The organism is Micromonospora sp. NPDC049201 (assembly GCF_055586805.1).
Genome location: NZ_JBVJHM010000011.1, coordinates 1 through 18,634 on the forward strand (window position 1 = coordinate 1; position 18,634 = coordinate 18,634).

Annotated in this window: 15 protein-coding genes; 5 read left to right on the forward strand and 10 right to left on the reverse strand. The window is 73.9% G+C overall.

What is annotated here, in order from left to right; translation table 11 throughout:
• Positions 1–235 precede the first annotated feature (235 nt).
• The gene (locus ACZ6O5_RS23145; RefSeq protein ID WP_465979907.1) at positions 236–2,017 is read left to right on the forward strand and encodes an N-acetylglutaminylglutamine amidotransferase; all 1,782 of its coding nucleotides are present in this window, start codon (positions 236–238) and stop codon (positions 2,015–2,017) included.
• Positions 2,018–2,034: 17 nt separating this feature from the next.
• Entirely contained in the window at positions 2,035–2,298 is a 264-nt protein-coding gene (locus tag ACZ6O5_RS23150) for a YegP family protein (protein ID WP_405093859.1), read from the forward strand.
• Between the two features lie 88 nt (positions 2,299–2,386).
• On the opposite strand, the gene ACZ6O5_RS23155 is transcribed toward ACZ6O5_RS23150, so the two are convergent.
• From ACZ6O5_RS23155 to ACZ6O5_RS23190, 8 genes are read right to left on the reverse strand one after another with little or no spacing between them, the layout of a single operon-like run.
• Complete coding sequence (locus ACZ6O5_RS23155; RefSeq protein ID WP_465979908.1) at positions 2,387–3,085, reverse strand: aspartate/glutamate racemase family protein; 699 nt, start codon at positions 3,083–3,085, stop codon at positions 2,387–2,389.
• Complete coding sequence (locus ACZ6O5_RS23160) at positions 3,085–4,362, reverse strand: NAD(P)/FAD-dependent oxidoreductase (protein WP_465979909.1); 1,278 nt, start codon at positions 4,360–4,362, stop codon at positions 3,085–3,087. Before ACZ6O5_RS23160 ends, ACZ6O5_RS23155 begins: the two co-directional genes overlap by 1 nt.
• A gap of 12 nt (positions 4,363–4,374) precedes the next feature.
• Positions 4,375–5,253, reverse strand: a complete 879-nt coding sequence (locus ACZ6O5_RS23165; protein ID WP_107155420.1) for a family 3 encapsulin nanocompartment shell protein — start codon at positions 5,251–5,253, stop codon at positions 4,375–4,377.
• A gap of 14 nt (positions 5,254–5,267) precedes the next feature.
• Positions 5,268–6,107: a methyltransferase domain-containing protein gene (locus ACZ6O5_RS23170; protein ID WP_465979910.1), complete on the reverse strand. Its 840-nt coding sequence runs from the start codon at positions 6,105–6,107 to the stop codon at positions 5,268–5,270.
• 30 nt (positions 6,108–6,137) lie between these two features.
• On the reverse strand, positions 6,138–6,968 hold the full coding sequence (locus tag ACZ6O5_RS23175) for an SDR family NAD(P)-dependent oxidoreductase (protein ID WP_465979911.1): 831 nt from the start codon (positions 6,966–6,968) through the stop codon (positions 6,138–6,140).
• Positions 6,969–6,973: 5 nt separating this feature from the next.
• Positions 6,974–7,996, reverse strand: coding sequence for a sulfotransferase (locus ACZ6O5_RS23180; RefSeq protein ID WP_465979912.1), 1,023 nt, complete (start codon positions 7,994–7,996; stop codon positions 6,974–6,976).
• Positions 7,993–9,186: an MFS transporter gene (locus ACZ6O5_RS23185; protein ID WP_465979913.1), complete on the reverse strand. Its 1,194-nt coding sequence runs from the start codon at positions 9,184–9,186 to the stop codon at positions 7,993–7,995. The genes ACZ6O5_RS23180 and ACZ6O5_RS23185 overlap by 4 nt, the downstream gene beginning before the upstream one ends.
• Positions 9,183–10,496, reverse strand: coding sequence for a DegT/DnrJ/EryC1/StrS family aminotransferase (locus ACZ6O5_RS23190; RefSeq protein ID WP_465979914.1), 1,314 nt, complete (start codon positions 10,494–10,496; stop codon positions 9,183–9,185). Before ACZ6O5_RS23190 ends, ACZ6O5_RS23185 begins: the two co-directional genes overlap by 4 nt.
• Positions 10,497–10,917: 421 nt before the next feature.
• On the opposite strand from ACZ6O5_RS23190, the gene ACZ6O5_RS23195 reads away from it, so the two are divergent.
• A complete protein-coding gene (locus tag ACZ6O5_RS23195; RefSeq protein ID WP_465979915.1) occupies positions 10,918–12,015 on the forward strand; it encodes a right-handed parallel beta-helix repeat-containing protein in 1,098 nt (365 codons plus the stop codon).
• A 71-nt stretch (positions 12,016–12,086) separates the two neighbouring features.
• On the forward strand, positions 12,087–14,957 hold the full coding sequence (locus ACZ6O5_RS23200; RefSeq protein ID WP_465979916.1) for an AfsR/SARP family transcriptional regulator: 2,871 nt from the start codon (positions 12,087–12,089) through the stop codon (positions 14,955–14,957).
• Positions 14,958–15,081: 124 nt separating this feature from the next.
• On the opposite strand, the gene ACZ6O5_RS23205 is transcribed toward ACZ6O5_RS23200, so the two are convergent.
• Positions 15,082–16,089 (reverse strand): Acg family FMN-binding oxidoreductase, encoded by a 1,008-nt coding sequence (locus ACZ6O5_RS23205; RefSeq protein WP_465979917.1) that lies wholly within the window; start codon positions 16,087–16,089, stop codon positions 15,082–15,084.
• 135 nt (positions 16,090–16,224) lie between these two features.
• A complete protein-coding gene (locus ACZ6O5_RS23210; RefSeq protein ID WP_465979918.1) occupies positions 16,225–17,454 on the reverse strand; it encodes a PucR family transcriptional regulator in 1,230 nt (409 codons plus the stop codon).
• Positions 17,455–17,537: 83 nt separating this feature from the next.
• On the opposite strand from ACZ6O5_RS23210, the gene ACZ6O5_RS23215 reads away from it, so the two are divergent.
• On the forward strand, positions 17,538–18,629 hold the full coding sequence (locus ACZ6O5_RS23215; protein WP_465979919.1) for a ferredoxin reductase: 1,092 nt from the start codon (positions 17,538–17,540) through the stop codon (positions 18,627–18,629).
• Positions 18,630–18,634 lie beyond the last annotated feature (5 nt).

Below are 18,634 nucleotides of genomic sequence, written 5' to 3' on the forward strand. Positions count from 1 at the left end.
AGGTCACAGAAACGTACGTCGACGAACTTCACGTCCTCGTTGCTGAGGTATCGCAGGAGTTCCTCGGAATTGGCGAACACACGTCCTCCTGGCAGCATTGTTGATCATGGCCACGTCCCGTGGCCGGACCGCCCGGGGACATGGCCCGTACCGCCACCGTACGACGGCTCGTCGTCCCCGGCCCGCCAACCGCCCATCCCGGGTTTCCTTGGTCACACGCCGGGTAGTCGCCGACATGTGCGGGATCAGCGGTGAGGCCCGGTTCGACGGGGCCACCCCCGACGCGGGCGCGGTGACCCGGATGACCGAGGCCATGCGCTCCCGCGGCCCCGACGGCCAGGGGCGGTGGAACGACGGCTGGGTGACCCTGGGGCACCGCCGGTTGACCGTGATCGACCTGACCGAGACCGGCGACCAGCCGATGGTCCGGGACGACCTCGGGCTCGCCCTGGTCTTCAACGGTTGCGTCTACAACTATCCCGAGCTGCGCGACGAGCTGCGGGCGGCCGGGCACACCTTCCGATCGACGAGCGACACCGAGGTGATCCTGGTCGCGTACGCCCAGTGGGGTGAACGGTTCGTCGACCACCTGGTCGGCATGTTCGCCGTCGCACTGGTGGACCGGCGGCGCCGCCACCTCGTGCTGGCCCGGGACCGGCTGGGCATCAAGCCGCTCTACCTCGCCGAGTCACCCGGCCGGCTGCGGTTCGCCTCCACCCTCCCGGCCCTGCTGGCCGCCGGCGACGTGGACACCGGCATCGACCCGGTCGCGCTGCACCACTACCTGTCCTGGCACTCGATCGTGCCGGCGCCGCACACCATCCTGCGCGGCGTGCGGAAGCTCCCGCCGGCCACCGTCCGGGTGGTGGAGGCCGACGGGAGCGCCCGCGAGCACGTCTACTGGCGGCCCGAGTACCAGCGCGACCCGGCCCACGACGGGATGGACGCCGGCGACTGGCGGGCCGCGATCGGGGACGCGCTGCGCACCGCGGTACGCCGTCGGCTGGTCGCCGACGTGCCGGTCGGGGTGCTGCTCTCCGGCGGCCTCGACTCCAGCATGATCGTGGCGCTGCTCGACGGGGCCGGGCAACAGCACCTCCAGACGTTCAGCATCGGCTTCGACAGCCGGGGCGACGAGTCCGGCGACGAGTTCCACTACTCCGACCTGGTCGCCCGCACCTTCGACACCGTCCACCACCGCATCCGCCTCGCCGACGGCGACCTCGGCCCGGCCGTGCGCGCCACCGTGGCGGCCATGACCGAACCGATGGGCAGCCACGACGTGGTGGCCTTCCACCTGCTCTCCGAGCAGGTCGCCCGACACGTGAAGGTGGCGCAGTCCGGGCAGGGCGCCGACGAGGTGTTCGCCGGCTACGGCTACCACCACCGGCTCGCGCGGACGGCCCGCGCCGACGCCGCGGCCGAGTTCACCGCCGCGTTCTTCGACCGGGACCACGCCGAGCTGAACCGGGTGGTCGACCCGGCGTACGCCTGCGACGCCGACGTCAGCGGCGAGCTGGTCGCCGCGGAACTGGCCGCGCCGGGCGCGCGGACCGCGGTGGACGCGGTGCTGCGCCTGGACACCCACCTGATGCTCCCCGACGACCCGGTCAAACGGGTCGACAGCATGAGCATGGCCTGGGGGCTGGAGGTGCGCACGCCCTTCCTCGACCAGGACCTGGTGACGCTCGCCGCCGCCTGCCCGCCCGAGCACAAACTGGCAGGGGGCGGCAAGGGCGTGCTCAAGGACGTGGCCCGGCAGGTGCTGCCGGCCGAGGTCATCGACCGGCCCAAGGGTTACTTCCCGGTGCCGGCGCTGCGCAACGTCGACGGCCCGGTGCGGGAGTTGGTGATCGAGGCGCTCGACGCGCCCGAGGCCCGCCGGCGTGGCCTGTTCCGCCGGGCCTACGTCGACGAGCTGCTCGCCGAGCCGGACCGGGCGCAGGCCGCCGCCGGCAGCAACAAGCTGTGGCAACTGGGCCTGCTGGAGCTGTGGTTGCAGTCGCACGGGGTCTGAGCGGCGGGAGGAACGCGGTGAAGTTCGTCATCGAGAGCGAGACCGACGGCCGGGTCGGGTTCACGGTGCTGGGCGGCGACGGCCAGGTGCTCGCGACCGGCCGCCCCTGCCCGGACAAGGGCTCGGCGCTGGCCGCCATCGGGGAGCTGATGCACGGCCTGGGCGACGCCAACATCGAGGACCGCACCGAGCCCACGACCCCGCCCCCACCCACCGCCACCAGCGAGATCGGCGGCGGCGACATGTCGGCCATCGGCCGCTCCGGCATCCCCCCGGTCTGACCGCCCGCGCCTCATCCCGCCCTGATTCACGGAAAGAGTGGTTGTTCGGGCCCCGACAGCCACTCTTTCCGTGAAACAGGGCGGACGCCTAGGACGGCGGGTACGGGCGGCGGGTCAGGGCGGCGTGGGCCATGGTGGTGAGGGTGACGATGTCGAAGACCGGCACGCGCAGGCGTGCCTGGATGCGGTGGGCGAACGGCACCAGGTCGGTGCACTCGATCACCAGCGCGCCCAGGTCGGGGTGGGCACGGGCCAGCGCGTCGATCCGGTCGTCCACCTCGGCGGCCAGCCGGTCCACGTCGAGCGCGTCCCGCCGCCCCTGGAGCATCACCTCGCGGAACTCCGGCTGCCCGGCCATGCCGGTGACCGCGACCGGCACGTCCGCCGCGTCGACCGCCGCCAGGTGCCGTGGCGTCAGCGCCGCCTCGTCGGCGACCAGCAGCCCGACGGTACGCCCGACCATCCGGTGCACCATCGGCAGCTGCACCAGGCTCGACGACCACAGCGGCACGTCCACCGCGGCGGCCAGCTCGGTCTGGAACAGCACCAGGAACCCGCACGCCCCGGTGATGCCGGCGACGCCGGCGGCCTGGAGGTCCCGGGCCGCGTCGACGAACGGCTCCAGCAGCGTCGGGTCGGCGTCGCGGACCAGCCGCCGCGGCGTGGCGCCCGCCACCACCCGGTAGCGCACCGGGAAGTCGAACGTGGCCGGGTTGCGGATGTGCCCGGGGATCTTGTCGAAGCTGGTGTCGAGGCAGAGCACCCCGATCTCCGGCCGGTCGCCCATCAGCTCCCCCTCCGGAAGCGGTCCAGCGCGAACGTCCGCGCCGGCAGGGACGGTTCCACGCCGGTGACGAGCTGGGCGAGCAGCTCACCGCCGGCCGGGGCCAGCCCCATCCCGATGTGGCCGTGGCCGGTGGCCACGCTGACGTTGTCGTAGTCGCCGGCCCGGCCGATCAGCGGGAGGCTGTCCGGGGTGCACGGGCGCAGCCCGCTCCACACGTCCAGCCGCCGGTCGGTGTCCAGCGCCGGCAGGTAACGCCGGGCGGTACGCAGGATGCCGTCCACCCGGCGCGGCGAGATCGAGGCGTCCAGCCCGGACAGCTCCAGCGTGCCGCCGACGCGTACCCGGTCACCCAGCGGCATCACCGCGACCTTGCCCTCGCTGAGCAGCACCGGCCGGGTGGGCGTGCCCGGCCCGGCCGGGAGTGTGACGGTGTAGCCCTTGGCCGGTTGCAGCGTCAGCCCGACGCCGAGCATCCGGGCGCACGCCGTCGACCACACCCCGGCGGCCACCACCACCTCGCTCGGGCGCAGGTCGCCCCGGGCGGTCCGCACCGTCCGCACCCGCCGGCCGGTCGTCTCGAAGCCGCGTACCTCGGCGCGGGTGACGATCTCCACGCCGCGGGCCCGCAGCGCCTCGGCGAGACCGACCAGGAACGCCGGGATGCGCAGCGCCGCGCCCTCCTCGTTGAGCAGCGCGCCGGCCACCGCGAAGTCGACACCCGGCTCCAGCCGGGCCAGCTCCGCCCGGCCCAGGTCGCGCAGCGGCACCCCGCGGGCGGTCGCCGCGCGGATCGTGCGGCGCGCCTGCGCGTACCCCTGCTCGGTGTGGCAGGCCAGGATCATGCCGCGTTCGGTGAGCGTGCCGGCCAGCTCGTCCTCGGCGCACATCTCGCGCAGCAGCGCCAGGCTGCGTTGCTTGAGCGCGAGCAGCGTCTCGAAGCCGGCGCGGGCGTGCCGCTCGGTGCAGTGCCGGCGGAACTGCCACAGCCAGGCCAGCAGCGCGGCGTCCAGCCGGGGCCGGACCGAGAACGGGCTCTCCGGGCTGAACAGCCAGCGGACGCCCTTGGCCGGCACCCCCGGCTCGGCCAGCGGCGCCGAGCCCTGGGTGCCGACGAAGCCGGTGTTCCCCGCCGAGCAGGCCGCCGCGTCCCCGACCTCGCCCCGGTCGACCACCGTCACGGTGTGGCCGGCGCGGCGCAGGAACCAGGCACAGCACAGCCCGACCATGCCCGCGCCGATGACCAGGACGTCGGGGTCGGCGCGGGCGGGCGTCGTCATCGTCGCCGCCGGTCAGATCGTCACGACGAAGAAGCAGGTGGGCAGGTTGACCACGACCCGTTCCCAGATCTCGGCGCGCAACGCCACCCCCGGCTCGGCGAACGTGCCCGGCGGCGGCTCGGCGAACCCGATCGTGGACCGGCCGGCGTCGAACAGCAACGCGCCGTGGCCGAAGTCGCCGACGATCGCGGTGCCCGGGTCGACCAGCCGGGTACGCACGATGAAGACGCCGTTCTCCTCCACGTCCCGCATCAGCGTGCCGCTGCCGAGCAGCCGGTAGTAGTCGGCCGGGTTGATGATCAGCCCGTCGGCGGTGCTGCCCATCTGCTCGACCTCGTTGCAGGCGGACAGGATGGTCGAGGCGAACGGCCCCGGGTCGGTGAGCCGGCCCAGGTCCGGCATGGCCAGCAGCCCGCCCTCGCCGCGCAGGATGGTGTGGTTCTCGGCGGTGGCCAGCCGCACCACCAGCCGGTAGTCGATGAACTGGGCGAAACTGACCGGGTCCTCCCACAGCGTGTCCGGCACCTGCACCCACGCGGTGGTGGTGAGCAGCGGCGGGATGGGGGAGCGGTGGAAGTGGTTGGCCGCCTCCCGGCGCAGGTCCGCGCCGTCGACCGCCGGGTCGTCCGGTCGGGGTGGGCTCTCGTGCCAGTAGAAGTCCTGCGGGTCCCGGGACAGGTCCACCACCTTCAGCATGTTCCGGGACGGGTAGCGGGGCTTGCGCCGGGAACTGGTCAGCGAGTCGGTGATCGTGACGTCGTAGTCGACGCTGGTGTCGAAGCCGTCCTTGGCGAACGCCTCGACGAACGTCGCGCCGGGCGACATCTGGGTCTTCCGTTCGGCGACCACCTCGGCGATGGTCCGCTTCACGGTGTCGGTCCGCTGCTGCATGTGTCGCCCTCTCCTCAGGCCGGCTTGCGGGCGACGAACATGCCCCAGCCGAACTCGCCCCGGTCGATCGCCGCCTGGATCTCGTCGCACGACTCGGCGAAGCCGAGGATCCAGGTCCGCGCCGCCTCGTCCGCCGTGCCGGCCGCCCGTTCCCGGGCGGTGCGGCCCAGCACCCGGTACGTCTGCCGGATGTGCCCGTCCAGGCTGCGGGCCACCACGTCCACGAACCCGGCCTCGGTCAGCGCCTCGCGGTAGCCGTCCAGCGAGTAGCCGCCGTTCCAGCGCACCCGGTCGTAGACGTGGCGGCGGGCCGCCTCGCCGATCCGCTCGGTCGGCTGGAGGAAGTCGGAGACCGCCAGCACCCCGCCCGGCGCGAGCACCCGGAACATCTCGGCGTGGCTGCGCGGCTTCTCCGGCACCAGGAACAGCGCGTCCTGGCTGACCACGTGCGTGAACGTGCCGTCGGCGTACGGCATGGCGGTGGCCGAGCCGTGCCGGAACCGGACGTCCAGCCCGGTGCCCCGCTCGGCGCGCCGCTGCTCGGCGAAGCGCACCCGCTCGATGCTCAGGTCCAGCCCCTCGCCCCGGCAGCCGGTGCGTCCGGCCAGCCGCAGCAGGAAGTTGCCGCAGCCGCACCCGACGTCGAGCACGTTCGAGGAGGCGTCGATGCCGGCGTCGTCGGCGAGGATGTCCGAGGTCCGATCCGCCGCCGCATGGTAGTCGGTGTCGTCGTCCCCGGCGAAGTAGCCGGTGTGCAGCACGCCCTCGCTGTCCCAGAAACTGAGGTACGTCTGCGTGGTCTGGTCGAAGAACTCGGAGACGTCCCGCTCGGTGAACTGGCTGGTCGTCGACATGGGCACTCCCTCGTGCGGCGGTCGGGTGGATCAGGCGTAGGTGTCCTTGCGGACGCCGGTCAGGTGGGGCAGGTCGGGGCCGGTGGCGGCGGCGCCGCCGTCGATCAGGTGCACACCGGCGGTCACGTACGACGCCCGCTCGCTGGCCAGGAACGCGGCCATCGCGGCCACCTCCTCGGGGTTGGCCAGCCGGCCGAGCGCGCTGTGGTGACCCATCGCGGCCAGCCGCGCCTCCACGTCACCGTCCGCGCCGGCCAGCCGCGCCGCCGCGCGTTCCATCGGCGGGGTACGCACACTGCCGGGCGCGAGCACGTTCACGGTGATGCCGTCGCGGCCCACGTCGACGGCGAGCCCCTGTGCGAAGCGGACCAGCGCCGCCCGGGTCACCCCGGACAGCACCAGCGGGCCGATCGGCACGCAGGCGGTCTCGGAGGCGACCAGCAGCAGCCGGCCCCAGCCGGCGGCGCGCATGTGCGGCAGCGCGGCCGTCGACACCGCGACCGCGGGCAGCAGCACCCGCTCGACGGCGGCCCGGTAGTCCTCGACGCCGAACCCGGCGGCGGTGCCGACCGGCGGGCTGCCGCCGCTGACCAGCAGCACGTGCGTCCCGCCCAGGTCGGCGGCGACGTCGTCGACCCAGCGGGCGGCGGCGGCCGTGTCGGTGAGGTCCACGGCGGTCGCGCTGACCCGTCCGGTGGCCACCGACGCCAGTTCCCGTTCGGCCGCGGCCAGGCGTGCCGGGTCCCGGCCGCAGACCGCCACGTGCGCGCCCTCGGCGGCGAACTCCTTCGCGCAGGCCAACCCGATGCCGCTGGTGCCGCCGGCGACCAGCGCCACCCGACCCTTGAGCCCCAGATCCACGTCCGTCACCTCTCCGTCTCGCCGACGCGGGCCACCGCGCCGGGATGCGTCCGGGCCGTTCCACCGGACCGGTAGCCGTAGCGGGTGGACAACGGCCAGGCCAGCGCCGCCACGGCCAGCCGTTGCCGGCCGGTCAGTGTCCGCCGCCACCCGTCGTCGGTGTCCCGGATGACCGTCGGGCCGGTCCGGAACCGGTCCGGGTTGCCGGTGACGGTGTGGTTGCCGCGCAGCTCGACGGTGCGGTCGCGGACCGGGTTGCCGGCCGGGTCGGCGCCGACCAGTCGCAGCAGCGCGTCGACCGTGCCGGCCGGGTCGGCGGCGAAGTCCTCGTACCGCAGCAGCATCGACCGGCCGGGATGCCGGCGGTTGATCGCCGCCGAGGCCAGGTTGAACCCGTGCCAGTACGCGGTGCTGCGCGCCGCCGACATGGCGTAGACGTACTCCTTCGGCTCCCGCCACGAGTGGGCCACCGCGCGCGGGTCGCGGACCAGGTGCAGCCAGTACGGTTCGACGCCGGGCACGTGCGGCAGCAGGGCCGACTCGCCCGGGATCTTGGTGCTGTCCACGATCACCCGGGCCCCGGTGCGCGCGGCCACCTCCCGGTAGACCGCGCCGAGCAGGTCGGCGTGCGCGCGGGTGTCCGCGTCGGGCGCGCCCCGGCGCAGCACCCGCCAGGTGTGCCGGGTCCGCAGCCGGGCGCGTTGCCGCCGGATCACCTCGGCGGCGTGCGCCTCGGCCGACACGCCGGCCGGGCGGCCGACCGGCAGCACCGCCGACCACAGCGGGCAGGCGGTCAGCGCCTCGCCGCAGCCGCACCGGTCGTTGACGCCGCGCCCGGTCGAGTTCTTCCACAGGAAGTGCAGTTCGCCGACGTGCGCCACGCCGGGCACCTCGCCGAGGACGTTGCCGATGATGGTGCTGCCGTTGCGGCACCAGCCGGTGACGCTGAGCACGGCCACGGGAGCGCTCATGCGGTGCTGGCTGGGCATGCGCTCACGGCCCTCGCTGCGCTCGGTGCGTTCGCTCATGCCGGAACCTCCGTCGGGGTTTCCGTGACCGCCGGCCGGCCGATGCGCAGGGCCATCGCGGCGGCCACCGCCGCGCCGGCCGCGCCGGCGACGAACACCGCCGGGTAGCCGAAGCCGGCGGCGACCAGCCCGGTCGCCGGCCCCCACACCGCCAGACCGAGGTCCCAGAACGACGTGTACGCGCCGATCGCCGCGCCCTGCCGCGCCGGATCGGTGCGGTTCATCACCATCAGCGCCAGCGACGGGTGCAGCAGCGAGAACCCCACGCCCATCACCACGCTGCCGACCACCGCGACGGGCAGGTTCGGGGCGACCGCGATGACCAGCAGGCCGACCGCCTCGCCCACCCCGCACCAGGTGGCCACCCGCCGGGGGCCGAGCCGGTCTGGCAGGTGCCCGATGACCAGGCGGGTGCCGGCGTAGACGGCGCTGAAACAGCTCAGCACCACCACGCCGTGCCCGATGCCGCGGGCGTCCAGGTGCAGTACCACGAACGCGGCCAGGCCGGCGTACCCGGCGGCGCCGAACGTCAGCGCCACGCCGGGCAGCAGCGCGGGGCGCAGCAGCAGGCCGCCGCCCTTGGCCGCCGGCGCGGTACGCGGCGGCGCGGGCACCAGTGCGACGAGCACGGCACCGGCCGCCGGCGCGGCGGCGCTGAGCACCCACACCGCCGGATAGCCGGCCTGCTGCACGGTCGCGCCGAGGAACGTGCCGGCGGAGATGCCGCCCCACATGCTCACCCCGTACAGGCCGATGAGCTGGCCGCGCCGGTGGCGCGGGGCGAGCTGGACGATCCACACCGCCCCGGCGGTGAACAACGCCGCCTCGCCGGCGCCGAGCAGCAGCCGGACCACCACCAACGCCGGCACGCCCAGCGGGGCCAGGTAGAGCAGGCCGCCGGCGGCCACCACGAGCGCGCCGGCCAGCATCACGGTGCGGTGGCCGTACCGGTCGGCGAGCGCGCCGGCGACCGGACGGACCAGCAGCGCGGTCACCGCGGTCACCGTGACCACCACGCCGACGGTGAGGTCGCCGGCGCCGTGCCGCTCGCGCAGGAAGCCGGGCAGCACCGGGATGACCGCGGTCAACCCCAGGTAGCCGGCGAAGAGCCCGCCGAGCAGCCCGACCAGCGCCCGCCGGGGCAGCGGCTTCTCCTCGGTGCCGGCGTCGGTCAGGGGCGCCCCGGTCACGGCCGGGCCAACACGGTCTCGCGGGCGGCGGCCACCTTGCGGACCGCGCGGATCAGGTCGTCGCAGTCGTCCGGGGTGAGGTTCGACGACAGCGGCACGTCGACGGTCTCGGTGAGCAGTCGCGCGGTGCGCGGCAGCGTCGCCCGGATCTGTCCCGGGTCCGCGGTGTCGTAGAGGAAGCGCCAGTTCCAGAACGCGCGGACGTTCAGGTCGTCGTCCGCGCCGATGTTGCGCGCGTCGATCCCCTCGGCCCGCAGCGCCCGGGCGAACCAGCCGGCGTCGCCGCCGGGCACGCGGAACACGAACGCCTCCCCGAGGTACGCCCCGGGCGCGACCGGCCGCCGCGCCGTGATGCCGGGCAGGTCGGCCAGGGCCTGCGAGACGTGCGCGTAGTTGTGGTGGAACAGGGTCAGCCGCTGCGGCAGCCGGGTCAGCTCGGCGCGCAGCAGGGCCGCCCGGATCTCGTCCATCCGGAGGCTGAGCAGCGGCAGGTCCAGGCCGGTGAGCGGCGGTTCGCCGTCCGGGAAGTGCCGGCGCAGCCGCCCCTCGTACGCCCCGGACAGCGCGACCGCCCGGGCGAACAGCGTGCTGTCGTCGGTGATCAGGAAGCCGCCCTCGCCGCAGTTGAGCGCCTTGTCGGACTGGGTGCTGAACGCCCCGGCGGCGCCGAACGTGCCGAGCTTGCGGCCGTTGAGTTCGGCGCCGAGCGCCGGCACGGCGTCCTCGATGAGCGGCACGCCCATCTCGGCGGCGAAGGCGGCCAGGGCCTCGACGTCGGCGGCGAAGCCACGCATGTGGACGACCATGATGGCCCGGATGTCCGGTCGCCAGCGGCGGCGCAGGTCGTCGAGGTCCATCCGCAGGTCGTCGTCGACCTCCACCAGTAATGGCCGGCACCCGGCCAGCACAATGGCGCTCGGAGTGGCGACGAAAGTGAATCCGGGACAGGCGACCAATGACCCGGCCGGCACCCCGGCGCCCATCAGGGCGAGGGCAAGTGCGGCCGTGCCGCTGGAAACGGCGAGGGCGTGCCGGGTGCCGAAATAATGGCACAGTTCGTCCTCGAACCGCCCGCATTCGGTTTCTTTCTGCGCGCGATGGTCGTATCGGAAGTAGAGATGACTGCGAATGGCCCGAATTGCGGCGTCCTCGTCGTCGGGATGCACGAATACCGCGCCCTTGTCGTAGGTGGGCCACGGCGTGTCCCGCACCGGCCGGCCGCCGTGCAGTGCGAGCGGTTCTTCCAGCTCAGCGCTGTGCGAGGCCGGCCTGGGCCGGCTCGCCGCGGGAGCGTCGTTGTTCCCGTTCACCGGCGGACTCCTCGAGGCGAGCGGTGGATTTCCTATTCCTTCGATAGGATTTACCGAGCGCGCGCCGGGCAGGGTCGCCCGGCGGAATCTCGCGTCCGGCGCGATCCCGTCGAGGGGTGGGAAAAGCCACCAGATCCGACATTGGCGTTAGGTGGATCCAGTGACCATCATGATTGCCCCCGGACTGGCGGCCGTCAACATGCGATTGGGAATGTGCACAAGGGTTGCTGACAGTGACAGTGGACAATAAGGAATTGTTCCTTGTGGCGGGCGTCGCGACGGCCCGGTCCACCTGCCAGGGTGAACCGCCCGTGGTTGCCCGGCCCTGCCGTGCGGCCCACGCCCCGCCGCCTTCCACGCCGTTTCCACACCCCGTCCGCATGCTGAAGGCGTCGATGTACGGCAAAGGTGAGGAGGGGGCATGCGGAAGATCAGTGCGGTGCCGGCGGTGTTGGCGGCTGCGGTGGCGGTCGCCCTGCCGGCCGGTCCGGCTCAGGCGGTGCCGGAACGCCAGGTGACCGTCTACGTGGACCCGACGGCGTCGGCCGCCCTCGGTGGCGGTCAGAACCGGGACGGGAGCACTCCTGAGCGGGCGGTGAGTTCGGTCGCCGAGGCCGAGTCGGTGCTGCGGGCCGGCGGTGCGCGTGACGCCCGTGTCCTTCTGCGGGGCGGCGTCCACCATCTCACGTCCACGATTCGGTGGGGCTACGCCCCGCGCGGCGGCACGGTCACCTTCTCCACCATCCCGGGGACCGGCGCGGTGGTGCTCGACGGATCGCGGATGCGGCCGGTGGTCGGGTCGACGTCGGCCACGGGGGACGACGTCGGCGCGACCGCCGCCGGGTACGGCATGACGCTCACCTCCGCCGACGGCGGCGTGGTGGTGGACGGCTACACGTTCCAGTACTTCCGCAACGGCGGCATCAGGATCGCCGGGCAGCCGGGGGACCGGGCCGAGGGCGTCGTCGTCCGCGGAAACACGTTCCAGTACCTGGGGGACCGCTACAACGCCGCCGGCACCGGCACCGGTTACGGCGGCGTCCACGTGACGAACTCGACCGGCACCCGGATCGAGGGAAACCGCTTCTACTACCTCGCGAACGACGACAGCCCGGCCGCCATCCACGGGGTCTACCTGGCCAACTACACCAATTCGAGCACCGTCTCCGGCAACCGGTTCGGCTACGTCACCGGCGATCCGATCCGGACCCGCCACAACAGCAAGAACAACGTGGCCGACGGGAACATGTTCTGGCGGGCCGGCGCGTACGCCATCATCAGCGACTGGCGGTTCGGCAGCGAGGACTGCGGTGTGGGCAACGTCTTCAAGAACAACAAGGTGGGTGACCACTCCTACAACGGAGACGCGTGGAACGAGGATCCGCAGGGCGGCATCGACCCGGTTCGGGTCCGGCTGTGGGGCCACGACGACGCCACGAACGCGAACCTCGGCGGTTGCGCGAGCGATCCGGTCACCTTCGGCGGTGGCAACACCTATGTGAGCTCCCGCCCCTGGTGAGCGACGCGGGGCGAGGTGAGCGGGGACGGGGCAGGGGCCTCGTCCCCGCTCACCACCGCGCCGCGCGCACCATGAGCATTCGCCGACGCCGATATAATTGTCTGGGTCGGGGAGGCTCGGGCAGGGCGGAGCGTGGTCTCGGGGTGCTGCGGATCAACGTGCTCGGGCCGATCCGGGTGGAGCGCGACCGCCGACCCGTCAAGCTCGGTCCGAAGCTGGTGGAACTGCTGGCGGTGCTGCTCGTGGAGGCCGGGTCCACGGTGCCGGCGGACCGGATCGTCGAACTGCTCTGGGGCGACCCGGCACCGGCGGCGGCTCGGATCACCCTCCGCAGCCACGTCTCGCACCTGCGGCGGGCGCTCGCCCAGGCGGCCGACCCGCAACAACCGCCGATCCTGGTCACCACCGGCGTCGGCGCCGGGTCGGCGTACCGGCTCGACCTGCGGCCGGACGTGCTCGACGCCGACCGCTTCGAGAGGCGCTGCGCCGAGGCACGCCGCCTGCTGGCCGCCGACGAGTCCGACCTGATCGAGCGGGCCGCCGCCCTGTTGGCGGAGGCGTTGGCGCTCTGGCGCGGCCCGGCGTTCGCGGAGGTGGCCGACCGTCCCTTCGCCCTGGCGCGCGTCGCCCGGCTCGACTCCGTACGACGCACGGCGCGGCGTGGTCACGCCGAGGCCCTGTCGGCGCTCGGCCGGTGGGCCGAGGCGATCGACGAGCTGACCGGCCTCGTCGTCGGTGATCCCTACGACGAGGCGGCGCGGCGACTGCTCGCCAGGGCGCTGTTCGCCGGCAGTCGGGTCGACGAGGCCGCGGAGGTGTGCCGGGAAGGACTGCGCCTGTTGCGGGAACGGGGCCTGGACGCGCCGGAGTTGGCGGAACTCCACCGTGACGTACTGCATCGCCGGCTGCTCGTCGGGACGGCGGTGGCCCCATCGCCGAAGCTGGTCCGTCCCTCGTTGCTGCCGCCCGATCCGCCGCACTTCGTCGGCCGCGCCGACGAGCTGACCACCGCCCGTCGGCTGCTCGACAGGCCCCGCCGGCAGCCGGCGACGGTGCTGGTCTCGGGGCCGGCCGGGGTGGGAAAGACGTTCTTCGCGTTGCGCCTGGCGCATCTGGTCTCCGCTGATTTCCCGGACGGCCAGCTGTACGTCGACCTCCGCGGCTTCGATCCCACCGGGCTGGCGATGGACCCGGGCGAAGCGGTACGTGTCTTCCTGGACGCGCTCGCCGTGCCGCCGGCGCGGATCCCGGTGACCGTCCCGGCGCAGGCGGCGCTCTACCGGTCGCTTCTGGCTGACCGGCGGGTCCTGGTGGTGCTGGACAACATCAGCGACACCGCGCAGGTACACCCCCTGATCCCGGGGGTGCCGGGCTGCGCCGTGATCGCGGTCAGCCGGAGCCAGCTTCCCGGCCTGATCGCTGTCGAGGGAGCCCGTCCGATCCGGCTCGAACTGTTGGCACAGGCCGAGGCCCGGCAGTTCCTGGCCCGCCGCGTGGGTGCCGAGCGTCTGGCCGGCCAGGCCGCCGCCGTGCACGAGATCGTCGAGTCGTGTGCCCGGCTCCCGCTGGCGTTGGCCGTCGTGGCGGCCCGGGCCGCCATCCATCCGGATTTCCCGCTCGAATCGCTCGCCGCGGAGCTGCGCGCCGACCGGGGCGGACCGGACCTCGACGCCTTCACCATCGGCGACACGAGAACGGACGTCCGTACCGTGCTCTCCTGGTCGCGCCGGGGTCTCACCGAGGCGGCGGACCGGCTGTTCCGGCTTCTGGGCCTGCCGGCCGGTCCGGACCTGCGCGCCGAGGCCATGGCCAGTCTCGCCGGACGTGCTGTCGACGAGGTGCGGTCGCCGCTGCGCGAGCTGGCCACCGCGCACCTCGTCACCGAACACCTGCCGGGCCGGTATGCCTGCCACGACCTGCTCCGCGCCTACGCGAACGAACTGGGACCACCGGAGGGCAGTGCCGGGCGGCGGGCGGCGTTGGGTCGCCTCCTCGACCACTACCTGCACACCGCGCTCGGCGCCGACCGGCTGCTGTGGCCGAACCGCGATCCGCTGTCGGTGACGCCGCCGACCTCCGGAGTGACGGTGCTCGCCTTCGCCGACCGGCCAACGGCGCTGGCCTGGTTCACCGCCGAGCACGCCGGGCTGATGGCGGTGCTGGAACAGGCCGTCGCCGCCGGGTTCGACGAGCCGGCCTGGCAACTGGTCTGGGCCATGGCGAACTTCCTGCCACGGCGGGGCCACCGGCACGACTGGGAGCGGGTCTGCCGGGTCGGGGTGACCGCGGCTCTCCGGTCCGGTGACCCGGCCACCGCGGCGGAGGCGTACCGGTTGCACGGCGCTCCGTGTGTCGAACTGCGCCGGTTCGACGACGCGACGGAGGACTACCGGCAGGCACTTGCGCGGTACCGTGACCTCGGCGACCGAGTGGGCCAGGCGTTCACCTACCGCAGCCTGGGCTGGCTGGCCGAGGTGCAGGGAGAGCTGGCCGAAGCGCTCCGGCACGACGAGCAGGCCCTGAAACTGTTCCGTGAGGCCGGGCACGACCGCGGCGAGAGTTATGCGCTCAACTCGGTTGCCTGGTGTCTCGCCCAGCTCGGCGCGCACGAGCGGGCGGTCGCCCACGGCAGGCAGGCCCTGCGCCGCCTGCGGCGGGCCGGCGACCGAATGGGCGAGGCCAGCGTGTGGGACACCCTCGGACACGCCTACCGACACGTCGACGCACACCAGGCGGTGAACTGCTACCGGCAGGCCATCGCGCTCTACCGCGACCTGGGCGACCGGATGAACGAGGGGGTCTGCCTGCGGCGGCTCGGGGCTGTTCTGGAGGCCACCGGACGATCGGACGCCGCGCGGCGGGCCTGGCGGCAGGCGCTGGACATCCTGCTCGCGGGCGGCCATCCGGATGCGGAGCGGGTAGCCGCGCTGCTGTCCCGGTGACCGTGTGCCGGACGTGGCCACGTCCGGCACTCCGGGTGTGCCGCCCGACGCCGACACGAGTGGATGGTCGGGACGGCCCGCCGGCCCGGCACGCGGACCGTGGCTGGCCGGATGAGGCGCTGCCTCACGCCCGGGTAGGGCCCACCACCTCGATGACGTCGGCCGGCGCGCGGCGCGGGGCCGGTGGCAGGTCGGCGTCCGGTCCCCAGCCGACGCGTACCACCAGGTAGGGCTCGCCGATGCCGGCGAGCAGGTCACGCATCATCCGGCGCGGCCAGGCCAGCTCGATCGCGTCGCTGAGCGGCGCGCTGGCCAGGCCCTCGGCGGTGGCGGTGAGCAGCAGCGCCGACAGCGCCTCGCCGCCGCGCAGCCAGGCCGCCGGATCGTCGCGCTCACCGAACAGGATCAGGTACGCCGCGCCCCGGTCGAAGTCCGCGCCGGCGGTCAGCCCGGCCGCCCCACCGGGAGCGTGGTCACGCAGCGGCACCCGCCGTGGCGCGGGCCGGACCGCGGTGGCGGTGGGCACGCCGTCGCCGCTGCCCGCCGGGCGGTTGGTCCAGCGGCGTAACTCCTCCCGGTACGCCGGGTCGGCCAGCTCGGCGTCGGCGGCGCGGCCGGTGGAGACCGCCAGCATCGGCATCTGGTCCGGGCGGACCACGTGCAGGTGCGCGCCCTCGGCCTCGACCGCGTCCCCGAGCCGGGCCAGCACCGGTTCGGGGACCGGGCGGTCGCCGTACGCGCGCCGGTCGGTGCGGCGGCGCGGGATCGCGTCGACCAGCCGGCCGGCCGGCACGCCCAGGGCGGCCGGGCCGGTGGTGCGCAGCCGGGCGAGCAGCGTCGGGTCGGCCCGGTCCGGCAGCCGCCCGACGTCGACCGTCCAGCCGGCGGCGGCGAGCGAGACGCGGGCGTGGTGCAGCGCCGCGCCGCAGCTCAGGAACAGCAGTCGACCGTCCGGGTCGGTGTGCGCGAGCTGCCGGCCCGGGTCCGTGCGCAGCTCCAGCGCGTCAGCGGTGACCCGCCAACGCCAGGGCTGGGTGTTGAACACCGAGGGAGCGTGCAGGGACTGCCGGGCCGCCGCCTCCAGCACCCGTACCGTCGGGTTCTGTTCGGTACGCGTCGATGACCGGTCCATGGCGGCGCCTCCTCGTTGCTCGTCCCCTTCCGAGGCTGCCGGCCGCCGTACCCCCCGGGACAGGGTCGGAGGGCCCGACCGGCCGGGACCCCGCGTCCCGAGTGTTAACAGGGGGCCCCTGCTCTACCGGAGGCGTTAGGCGGGGGCCCGTCCTTGCGTCGGGGGGACGGCGAGGGCGATGGTCAGGTCGAGGATGGTGGCGGGGTCGTGCAGGCGGTCGCCGAACAGCTCGCGGAGCTTGCCCATCCGGTAGCGGACGGTCTGCGGGTGCACGAACAGGTCCGCCGCCACGTCGTCGCGCCGCCCCTGGTGCAGCAGCCAGGACCGCAGCGTCTCGGCGAGCCGGTGCGCGGTGGCCGGGGGCAGCGCGGCGAGCGGCGCGAGTGCCTGGGTGCGCAGGTCGGCAAGCGCTTCCGGGTCCATGCTGAGCAGCAACGCGGAAAGGTGACACTCGGTGTCGACAGGCCCGGCGTCCGGCTCGCCGAGGCCGAGCGTGAGCGCCCGGGTGGCCCGCTGGTAGGACGCGGCGACCCGGTGCCAGGGCCGGGCCGGCCCGAGCACCGCCCGGTGCCCGTGCAGCAGCCGGACGAGCTGACGTCGTCGTCCGCCGTGCGCGTCCGGCACCAGCAGCACCGCCAACTCCTCGGCCGGGTTCATGCCGGGCAGGTCCTCGCCGCTCTCCAACGTCTGCGGGCCGAGCAGGGCGAGCACCGCGCGCAGGTGCCGGCGGGGCAGCAGCACCACGGTCAGCGTCTGGGGCGGCGGCCAGTCGGCCCGTTCCGCGCTGCGCCGCAGCGACTCCTCCGGCTCACCGGCGAGCAACTGCTGGGTGAGCCGTTCCAGGTCGCGGCGGCGGACCCGGCCGGCGCTGGCCAGTTCGTCGGCGTGCCCGGCCACGCTGGCCGCGGACAGCTCGTCGATGTACGCGAACATTAGCTCGGCGAACTCGGCCACCGTCTCGGCGGCCAGCCCGCTGCGGACCGTGGTGGTGGAGACCTCCCGCCAGGCCACCCGGGCGCCCACCCGGTACGCGGCCAGCAGCGCGTCCATGCTTCGCCCGGCGCGCGCCTCGCCGCTGCCCAGCGCGTACGCTGCCTCCAGCGCGGGGGCCAGGGGAGTGCTCGGGTCGAACGCCTGGGTACCCTCGATGAGCTGGAGGAACGTGCCGAGCGCGATGCGTACCGCGTTCTCGATCTTCTCCCGCATGGTGTCGGTGAGCGCGCCGGAGTAGTCCGTCACCTCGGCGGTGATCGCGCTGACCGTCCGCTCGGCGACCATGGGCAGCCGGTCGCGCAGCAGCGCCGCGACGCCGGCGTCGAGATCGAGATGGGCGGCCCGCGTCCCGGTCCCGGTCTCCTGCGTCATGTTGTTCCCTTCGAACAAAAACCTGTGACCTTTTCACCTTTGCTGGTCAAGATGTTATGCGATCCCGCGGTCACGCTGGTCATATGACCACAACTGCGCCCCGCCGCCCCCAGAAGGCATCCTTCCGGGACAGGCTGCTGCGGCTGGCCGGCACGGTCACCACCCCACTGCTGCCGGGCGACTACCTCGACATGATCGCGCCGCTGCGCGCGGGCGCCCCGCTGCGCGGCCGGATCGTCGCGGTCCGCCCGGAGACCCGCGACGCGGCGACGCTGGTGATCCAGCCGGGTCGCGGCTGGCAGGGCCACCTGCCGGGGCAGTACGTGCGCCTCGGCGTGGACGTCGACGGCGTACGCCAGTGGCGCGCGTACTCGGTCACCTCGGCGCCGGGCGCGGCGGACGGCCGGATCAGCGTGACGGTCAAGGCGATCCCGGACGGCAAGGTCAGCAACCACCTGGTCCGCCGGATCCGGCCCGGCACGATCGTCCAGCTCGACCAGGCGCAGGGCGACTTCGTGCTGCCCACCGCGACGCCCGAGCGGGTGCTGTTCCTCACCGCCGGCAGCGGCATCACCCCGGTCATGGGGATGCTGCGGGCCGGACTCACCGAACGGGCCGACGTGGTGCTGGTGCACTCGGCGCCCACCCGCGACGACGTCATCTTCGGCGCGGAGCTGCGGGCGCTGGCCGACCGTGGCGCGGTGCGGCTGGTCGAGCGACACACCGACACCTCCGGCCTGCTCGACGTGGCCGAGCTGGACGACCTCGTACCCGACCACGCGCAGCGGCACACCTGGGCCTGCGGCCCGATCGGCATGCTCGACGCCGTCGAGGGGTACTGGACGTCGAACGGCGTCATCGAACGTCTGCACACCGAGCGGTTCCGTCCTACGGTGGTTACGCCGGGCGACGGCGGCACGGTGACCTTCACCGGGGCGGGGGTGACCGTCGAGGCCGACGGCGCCACCACCCTGCTCGACGCGGGGGAGAACGCGGGGGTGCTCATGCCCTCGGGCTGCCGGATGGGGATCTGCTACGGCTGTGTCGTGCCGCTGCGGCAGGGCGCGGTACGCGACCTGCGCAACGGCGACGTCACCACGGCCGTGCCGGGAGACGGCGTGCGGATCCAGACCTGTATCTCGGCGGCCGCCGGTACCTGCGACATCGAACTCTGAGGAGC